Annotated in this window: 8 protein-coding genes and 2 tRNA genes; 5 read left to right on the top strand and 5 right to left on the bottom strand. The window is 30.9% G+C overall.

Annotated elements, in window-relative coordinates; genetic code table 11:
- The 3 genes from ACTTAQ_RS05900 to sfsA form a co-directional block, all read right to left on the bottom strand.
- Nucleotides 1–715, bottom strand: a 715-nt coding sequence (locus ACTTAQ_RS05900; RefSeq protein WP_440696410.1) for a lyase family protein, incomplete at its 3' end; no start/stop codon positions are given.
- 12 nt (nucleotides 716–727) lie between these two features.
- Nucleotides 728–1,480: a type I methionyl aminopeptidase gene (map, locus tag ACTTAQ_RS05895; RefSeq protein ID WP_440696408.1), complete on the bottom strand. Its 753-nt coding sequence runs from the start codon at nucleotides 1,478–1,480 to the stop codon at nucleotides 728–730.
- Nucleotides 1,480–2,175, bottom strand: coding sequence for a DNA/RNA nuclease SfsA (sfsA, locus tag ACTTAQ_RS05890; protein ID WP_440696406.1), 696 nt, complete (start codon nucleotides 2,173–2,175; stop codon nucleotides 1,480–1,482). The genes map and sfsA overlap by 1 nt, the downstream gene beginning before the upstream one ends.
- On the opposite strand from sfsA, the gene ACTTAQ_RS05885 reads away from it, so the two are divergent.
- Nucleotides 2,176–2,904, top strand: a complete 729-nt coding sequence (locus ACTTAQ_RS05885) for a competence/damage-inducible protein A (RefSeq protein ID WP_440696404.1) — start codon at nucleotides 2,176–2,178, stop codon at nucleotides 2,902–2,904.
- A gap of 56 nt (nucleotides 2,905–2,960) precedes the next feature.
- Nucleotides 2,961–3,046: transfer RNA gene (locus tag ACTTAQ_RS05880), tRNA-Leu, on the top strand.
- Nucleotides 3,047–3,157: 111 nt separating this feature from the next.
- Here the strand turns inward: ACTTAQ_RS05880 and ACTTAQ_RS05875 are convergent.
- Both ACTTAQ_RS05875 and glnA read right to left on the bottom strand, forming a co-directional pair.
- Entirely contained in the window at nucleotides 3,158–5,098 is a 1,941-nt protein-coding gene (locus ACTTAQ_RS05875; protein ID WP_440696402.1) for a DNA gyrase/topoisomerase IV subunit B, read from the bottom strand.
- 95 nt (nucleotides 5,099–5,193) lie between these two features.
- Entirely contained in the window at nucleotides 5,194–6,600 is a 1,407-nt protein-coding gene (gene glnA / locus ACTTAQ_RS05870) for a type I glutamate--ammonia ligase (protein WP_440696400.1), read from the bottom strand.
- Nucleotides 6,601–6,719: 119 nt separating this feature from the next.
- Between glnA and ACTTAQ_RS05865 the strand changes: the two genes are divergently transcribed.
- The 3 genes from ACTTAQ_RS05865 to ACTTAQ_RS05855 form a co-directional block, all read left to right on the top strand.
- Nucleotides 6,720–7,490: a 3-hydroxybutyrate dehydrogenase gene (locus ACTTAQ_RS05865; RefSeq protein WP_440696398.1), complete on the top strand. Its 771-nt coding sequence runs from the start codon at nucleotides 6,720–6,722 to the stop codon at nucleotides 7,488–7,490.
- A 62-nt stretch (nucleotides 7,491–7,552) separates the two neighbouring features.
- Nucleotides 7,553–7,636: transfer RNA gene (locus ACTTAQ_RS05860), tRNA-Leu, on the top strand.
- A 12-nt stretch (nucleotides 7,637–7,648) separates the two neighbouring features.
- On the top strand, nucleotides 7,649–8,065 hold a 417-nt coding region (locus ACTTAQ_RS05855), incomplete at its 3' end, for a trigger factor (RefSeq protein ID WP_440696396.1).

Below are 8,065 nucleotides of genomic sequence, written 5' to 3'. Positions count from 1 at the left end.
CAGTTGCTAATCTTTCTGCTGAACTAGCTATTAATGCTAGAGTATTAAAAAATTGAGCGTGCCTATCTCTTGGAATTATTTGTGTAGAGATTGGCTCTGGTTTTAAGCCAAGTTTTTTTGCAACAAACTTTTCGATATTAGGCCCTATGTGAGCAAATGTTCCAACAGCTCCAGAGATTGCACATGTTGAAATTTCCTCAATTGCTTGCTCTAATCTCTTTTTATTTCTTTTAAATTCCGCATAATAAGTTGCGAGTTTTAAACCAAATGTAACAGGCTCAGCATGAATTCCATGACTTCTACCAATTGTAATAGTATTCTTGTATTTCTTTGATTTAGCTTTTAATGTTTTTAAAAGTTTATCAATATCTTGAATAAGTATTTTTCCAGCTTGTTTAAGTTGCAAATTAAAGCAAGTATCTAATACATCAGATGATGTCATTCCTTGATGGAGGTATTTAGCCTCTGGGCCAACTTTTTCCGCAATAGATGTTAAAAAAGCAATTACATCGTGCTTGGTCTTTTTTTCAATATCATCTATTCTTTTAATATTAATTTTTGATTTTTTTCTTACTTTTGCAGCTACTCCTCTTGGAATAATTTTATATTTTTCCATTGCTTGTGCTGCATATATTTCAATATCTAGCCAAATCTTAAATTTATTCATTGGCTCCCAAATTTGAGCCACCTCTTGCCTTGAGTATCGTGGAATCATTAAACTATTGTATTATGAAAGGGTAAAAATTTCATACCCATTATTTGTTATACCCACAGTGTGTTCGAATTGTGCTGATAGAGATTTATCTTTTGTTACTGCGGTCCACCCATCATTTAAAAGCTTAGTTTCATATTTTCCTGCATTTATCATAGGCTCAATTGTAAAAACCATTCCCTCCTCTAATTTTGGACCGGTTCCTCTCTTTCCGTAATGAAGAATATTGGGTTCTTCATGAAAATTTCTTCCAACTCCATGTCCACAAAAGTCTCTAACGACCGAGTAACCATTGCTCTCAACAAAACTTTGAATTTCATAGCCAATATCACCTAAATGAATCCCAGGTTTTAAAATTTTGATAGATCGTTCTAAAGCTTTCTTTGTAATCTCAACTAAATTTTTTGCTTTAACAGACACTTTGCCAACACAATAAGTTCTTGAAGTATCACCGTGAAAACCATCAACAAAAGACGTTACATCAACATTTACTATATCACCTTCTTTTAAAATTTTTTCTGATGGTATTCCATGACAAACGACATGATTAACAGAGGTGCAAATAGATTTGGGAAAACCTCTGTAAAAAAGCGGTGCAGATACTGCATTATGTTTTTTTAGAAAATTAACACATAAATTATCAATCTCTTGTGTTTTCATTCCAGGTTTGATTTTATCAGAAATAAAATCTAAACATTGCGATGATATTTTTCCAGCGTTTCTTAATTTTTCAAATTCATCAGGGTAATATTTATTAAACTTAGCCATTAAATTATAACTTTGATACTTTTAATTATTGTTATTTCGTTATCTTTAACTTTGCAAGAATAGGCAATGATTTTAACACCTTTTTCTTTTGCTTTTTTTATTTCATCAAAATAATTCGGATCAATATCAGAAGCTATTCTTATGGATTTAGAATCTTCTCTTTGAATCAAGAAAAGCAAATAACTTTCATAACCTTGCTTTATAGCATCTTGTAAATGAGCCAAATGCTTTTTTCCTCTTGTTGTAACCGCATCTGGAAATTCAGATATATTTTTTTGTCTACAAAGAGTAACGTTTTTTACTTCTAAAAAAGCTTTTTGATTTTTGTTTTCTAAAAAAAAATCAAACCTTGTTTCTTTAGAAAATTTTGCCTCTCTCTTAATTGATGTAAACTTTTTAAGTTCTTTAATTTTTTTATTTTCTAAAGCTTCCTCAACTATTCTATTAGCTCTATGAGTATTTACACCAACATTACTTTTTTTATCGTTAATAATTTCTAAAGTATATTTGAGTTTTCTATTTGGGTTATCGCTTTTAGAGATCCATGCATCATTATTTTCATCTAGAAGACCAAGCATTGAACCAGAATTTGGACAGTGAGAAGTTATTTTTTTTTTATTTAATACTACATCAGCAAAGAATCTTTTATATCTTTTGAGAAATTTAACGTGTATTAGTTTAGGCTCAATTTTCATATGGAATTTAAAAAAGAATTTACAGCAGGAATAATTATTATTGGCAATGAAATTTTGTCGGGAAGAACTGTTGATAAGAATACATCTTTTATTGCAACGTGGTTAAATGAAAAAGGTATTAGTGTTGAGGAAGTTAGGGCTATTCCAGATAAAGAACAAGTAATTATTGATACAGTTAATGAGTTGAGAAATAAGTTTGCCTATGTTTTTACCACAGGTGGGATAGGACCTACACATGATGATATTACATCAGAATCTATTTCGAAAGTTTTTAATCAAAAGTACCAATATCATAAGGAAGCCTATAAGTTACTTGAAAATTATTATAAAAATCAGGATTTTAATGAAGGAAGAAAAAAAATGGCAAAAATGCCAGAGAATGCAAAATTAATTCCTAATCCAAAAACTTTTGCCGCTGGTTTTTATGTTGAAAATGTTTTTGTTTTACCTGGAGTACCAAGCATCTTGCAAGTCATGGTTCCTTATTTAGATAAAATTATTAAAAATGGAAAAAAAATATTATCAATATCAATTGACTCTGCCTTAAGAGAAAGTGTTTTAGCAGATGGTTTATCAGAAATTCAAAATAAATATAAAGATATAGATATAGGTAGTTATCCATATTTTAAAGATAAGCCTGGTACAATATTGGTTTTGAGATCTGTTGACGAAATTCAAATTAAAAACTGCGAAACTGAAGTTAAAAAGTTAATTCAGTTGTATAAGTGAGTTATATTATCAATTAAGTTGCATTTGATTTATAAATTAATTAGAAAACCCAATGTGCCCTCGTGGTGGAATTGGTAGACACAAAGGACTTAAAATCCTTGCCGCTTGCGGAGTGCCGGTTCGAGTCCGGCCGAGGGCACCATCTTATAAAATTCTATACTTTCTTATATAACTTTATAAATTGGACAATCGAACCCAAATTAGCCTTGAATTTAAAGGACTTTTATTTTTAAGGTTTGATTATTATTCGTTTTTAAATATCTAAACTTAGACTCTTATTTGCATTTTCTGAAATGAATTTTAATCTAAGTTCAGCGTTCTTTCCCATTAAATCACTTACAAGTTTATTTGTTTTTTTCATCTTAGGTTTTTGGACGGGTAGGACAACTTTAATTAATTTTCTAGTTTCTTTGTTCATTGTCGTTTCTTTTAATTGAGCTGGCATCATTTCACCAAGTCCTTTAAAACGACTAATTTCTATTTTCGCTTTTTTATTATCTTTTAATAATTTATTTTTTTCACTCTCATCAATAGCATATGTTGATTTTCCAGAAATATTCAACTTATAAAGTGGTGGAACTGCTAAATATAAATGACCATCCAAAATTAATTGAGGCATTTCTGAAATAAAAAAAGTTAAAAGAAGTGTTGAGATATGATCACCATCAACATCAGCATCTGTCATAATAATAATCTTTTCATATCGTAAATCTTTTTTGCTATAATTTTTTCCTCTTCCACAACCTAATGCTTGTAATAAATTATTGATTTCACTATTAGCTAAAATTTTTGCTGCATTTGAACTTTTAACATTAAGAATTTTTCCCCTTAAGGGAAGTATGGCTTGAGTCATTCGGTCTCGTGCTTGTTTTGCTGAACCACCCGCTGAATCTCCCTCTACTATAAACAGTTCAGTTCCCTCTGTTTTATCACTTGTGCAATCTGATAATTTTCCTGGAAGTCTTATTTTTCTAAATGCACTTTGTCTTTCAACATTTTGATTTAAATCATAAATATTTTTTTCTCTAATTTTTTCTTCTAAAACATTAAGTATATTTTTTGCTGCTTTTGAATTTCTGTTTAACCACTCATCAAAAGCTGAACTTGCAAAAGCATCACAATATTTTTGAACAAAATTAGATGATAATTTATGTTTTGTCTGACCTTCAAATTCTGGGTTAGAGATATAAACCGAAACAATATAAGCTGCTTGATCAAAAATATCATCCTGAGTTGCTTTATTTACTACTTTGTTATTTTTACTTTTTGCGTATTTTCGAATTGATTTTGCTATTCCAGATCTAAAACCAGCATCATGAGTACCACCATTCATATTATAAACGGTATTACAGAATGCTTTATTATATTTTATCTTTTCTTTATTAAATTGAAGCGCAAATTCTATTATACCTTTTTTATCTTCTAAGTTACCAGATTGAAAACATACCTTTTCATGAAGAATATTATTTTGGTTAATTTCATTTTTTAAAAATTCTTCTAAACCTTTTGAGAATAATAATGTTTCTTTTGAGGGTACTGAACTTTTTCTATTAAGTAAGTCCTTGTTACATTCCCAATTAATTTTGATACCTTTTTGAAGATATGCTTTGTTTTTAGCTAATTCATAAATTTTTTCTGGTTTAAAGTTTGCATCTTTTCCAAAAATTTCAGGGTCTGGAGAAAATGTAATCTGCGTACCGTTTTTTATTTTATTTTTACCTTTAGTTTTTAATTTATTTAATATTTTCCCTTTAGAATAATCTTGAGAGTATATTTTAGAGCTTTTTGTAACTTGAATATTTAATTTAGAACTAAGGGCATTAACAACTGATAGCCCCACACCATGCAATCCAGCTGATGATTTATAAACACTATCATTAAATTTACCTCCTGAGTGAAGGGTAGTCATGACTACTTCAAGTGCCGTTTTCTTTTTCTTTGGATGTTTATCTATTGGTATACCTCTTCCATCATCTGAAATTGTAATGGTATTTTTATTAACTAGTTTAACGACTATTTCTTTTGCGTAACCAGCAACTGCTTCATCGATACTGTTATCTAATATTTCATTTGCTAAGTGATGATATGCGGTCTCATCTGTCCCACCAATATACATTCCAGGACGTTTTCTAACTGGAGCTAGACCTTCTAATACTTCAATGTCATTAGCGGAATAAGTTTTTGAAATAGCCATAACAAACCTTTAAGTAAAATTATGAAATTATCAATTATAAAAAAAAACCCCGGAGTTTATGCCGGGGTTTTAATTATCGAAAAATTGTTAATATATTATGAGCTATAATACATCTGAAACTCGATAGGGTGAGGAGTGTGCTCAAAATTATGAATTTCCTCCATCTTCAAGTCAATGTATGCATCAATTTGATCATCAGTGAAAACTCCACCTTCAGTTAAGAATTTTCTATCTGAGTCTAAGGATATAACAGCCTCTCTTAGTGAACCGCACACAGTTGGTACACCTTTAAGCTCTTCTTCTGATAAAGCATATAAATCTTTATCAAAAGGTTTGCCTGGATCAATTTTATTTTTAATTCCATCTAATCCAGCCATCAATAATGATGCAAAGGTTAAATATGGGTTACCCGCTGCATCTGGGAAACGTACTTCAACTCTTTTACCTTTAGGGCTTGTGCTAAAAGGAATTCTGCAACTTGCAGATCTGTTTCTAGATGAATAAGCAAGTAATACTGGTGCTTCGAAACCAGGAATTAATCTTTTATAACTGTTAGTTGTTGAGTTTGTAAAAGCGTTAATCGCTTTCGCGTGTTTAATAATTCCGCCAATGTAGTGTAGACAAGTATCAGATAAACCTGCATAACCATCACCAGCAAAAAGAGGTTTCCCATCTTTCCATATTGATTGGTGGCAATGCATACCTGAACCATTATCACCTTTGACTGGCTTTGGCATAAACGTTGCGGTTTTACCGAATGAGTTTGCAACTTGCTGCACAGCATATTTGTAAACTTGCATGTTGTCAGCATTTCTAGTCAGAGTATCAAACAACACTCCAAGTTCATGCTGAGAGGGAGCAACTTCATGGTGATGTTTTTCAACTTTTACACCCATATCCTTACATGCTTTTAAACATTCAGCTCTCAAATCTTGAGCAGAGTCTACTGGAGGAACTGGGAAGTAACCACCTTTGATACCAGGTCTATGACCTAAGTTTCCACCTTCATATTTTTTATCTGTATTATAAGGTCCTTCGCTACTATCAATTTCAAAACTTGTTTTGTTCATTGAGTTAGCAAATCTTACATCATCAAATACAAAAAATTCTGGCTCTGGACCAAAGTATACTGTGTCACCAACTCCAGATTTTTTCACATATTCTTCAGCTAATTTAGCTGTTGATCTTGGATCTCTTTCGTATTTATCTTTTGTAATTGGATCATAAATGTCACAAAATAAAACTAGTGTATTGTGAGACATAAATGGATCAATAAATGATCTGCTTGTATCTGGTTTTAAAACCATATCAGATTCATTGATTGCTTTCCAACCAGCAATTGACGAACCATCAAAAAACACTCCATCATTTAATAAACCTTCATCAACTGTAGAGATGTCTTGCGTTAAATGTTGAAGCTTACCTCTTGGGTCCGTAAATCTTAAATCTACGTATTCAACTTCCTTTTCTTTAATTGTTTTTAAAATATCAGCTGCGCTCATATTTTTACTCCTTTTTTTATTTTTCGATAATAGCTAATTATTAAAAAACGCTAAATATTGCAGTGTTTTTTAGTTATGTCAGATATGCATTTATGCATATATTAAAGAGGTTAAAATATATGAGAAAAAAGACTATCTTGGTTACTGGATCAACGGGGGCTATAGGACTGTCTATAAGTGAGTATTTTTATCAAAAAGGCTACAATGTAATTATAAACGGTAAATGCAAGCCTTCACAACTTAAAAGCGTTAAAAGAAAATTTAAATCTTCGAGGGCGTTATTTTTTAACATCGACCTTACAAAAAGTTCAAATATAAAGAGGGTTATAAACGCTACAATAAAAAAATTTAAAACAATTCATGTATTAGTTAATTGCGCTGGAATTCAATATGTTGAAAGTATAGATAAATATCCTGAGAAAGTATGGAGGAGCATGATGGACATAAACCTTACCGCTCCTTATCTTTTTATTAAAGAAACTCTGCCACATATGAGAAAATATAATTGGGGAAGAATAATTAATATTGCTTCGACCCATGGGTTAATCGCTTCAAAGAAAAAATCAGCTTATACTGCATCAAAGCATGGATTAGTTGGTTTATCCAAGGTTGTAGCTTTAGAGACCGCAGAAGAGAACATTACTTGCAACTCAATATGCCCAGGATTTGTATTGACTGAGTTAATCCAAGATCAAATTGATGTCATCGCAAAAAATAAAAGATTATCAAACAAAGAAGCTGAAATTGAATTATTAAGAGAAAAGCAACCGTCATTAAATTTCGTTAAAAAAGAACAAATTGCAAAATTGATATACTTTTTATGCTCAAAAGAGGCATCAGAAATAACAGGTTCAGCTATATCGATAGATGGTGCTTGGACAGCTCAATAAACCAAGGAAAATCGATAATTGATAAAATGATTAAAAACATTATAAAAGCTGCAAATTTAACAGCGGGAGTGGTGGAATGGTAGACACGCTAGTCTTAGGAACTAGTTCGGCAACGAGTGAAGGTTCAAGTCCTTTCTCCCGCACCATTAGGAATTAAAATGAAAGTAAATGTAACATCATCAAAGGGATTAGAGTCAAAATTAAGTGTCATTGTAACAAAAAAAGAAATTCAAGAAAAAATTGATAAAAAACTCGACGAAGTAAAAGATACAATTAACCTTAAAGGATTTAGACCAGGGAAAGCTCCAAGGGAATTGTTAAAAAAACAATTTGGAAAAGCTTTATATAGTGAAGTGATAGAGAAGACTTTAAACGATTCTGCATTTCAAGCCTTAAAAGATAAAAATATTAAACCTGCCGGTCAACCAAAAATAGATATTAAGTCTTCTGGCGAAGATAAAGATTTAGAGTTTACTATTGAAGTTGAAAAAGTTCCTGAAATTAAAAAAGTTGATTTAAGCAAAATTGAGATTGAAAAATATGAAGTCAAAGCAGATAAAAAAGACTTAGAGACA

Source organism: Candidatus Pelagibacter sp. HIMB109 (genome assembly GCF_052048155.1).
GTDB lineage: Bacteria > Pseudomonadota > Alphaproteobacteria > Pelagibacterales > Pelagibacteraceae > HIMB114.
This window is presented reverse-complemented; position numbering and strand designations above follow the sequence as displayed.

Coding starts and splice junctions, on each gene's coding strand:
- sfsA (WP_440696406.1), bottom strand. CDS start 2,175: ATGAAAATTGAGCCTAAACTAATACACGTTAAATTTCTCAAAAGATAT.
- ACTTAQ_RS05875 (WP_440696402.1), bottom strand. CDS start 5,098: ATGGCTATTTCAAAAACTTATTCCGCTAATGACATTGAAGTATTAGAA.
- glnA (WP_440696400.1), bottom strand. CDS start 6,600: ATGAGCGCAGCTGATATTTTAAAAACAATTAAAGAAAAGGAAGTTGAA.
- map (WP_440696408.1), bottom strand. CDS start 1,480: ATGGCTAAGTTTAATAAATATTACCCTGATGAATTTGAAAAATTAAGA.
- ACTTAQ_RS05865 (WP_440696398.1), top strand. CDS start 6,720: ATGAGAAAAAAGACTATCTTGGTTACTGGATCAACGGGGGCTATAGGA.
- ACTTAQ_RS05885 (WP_440696404.1), top strand. CDS start 2,176: ATGGAATTTAAAAAAGAATTTACAGCAGGAATAATTATTATTGGCAAT.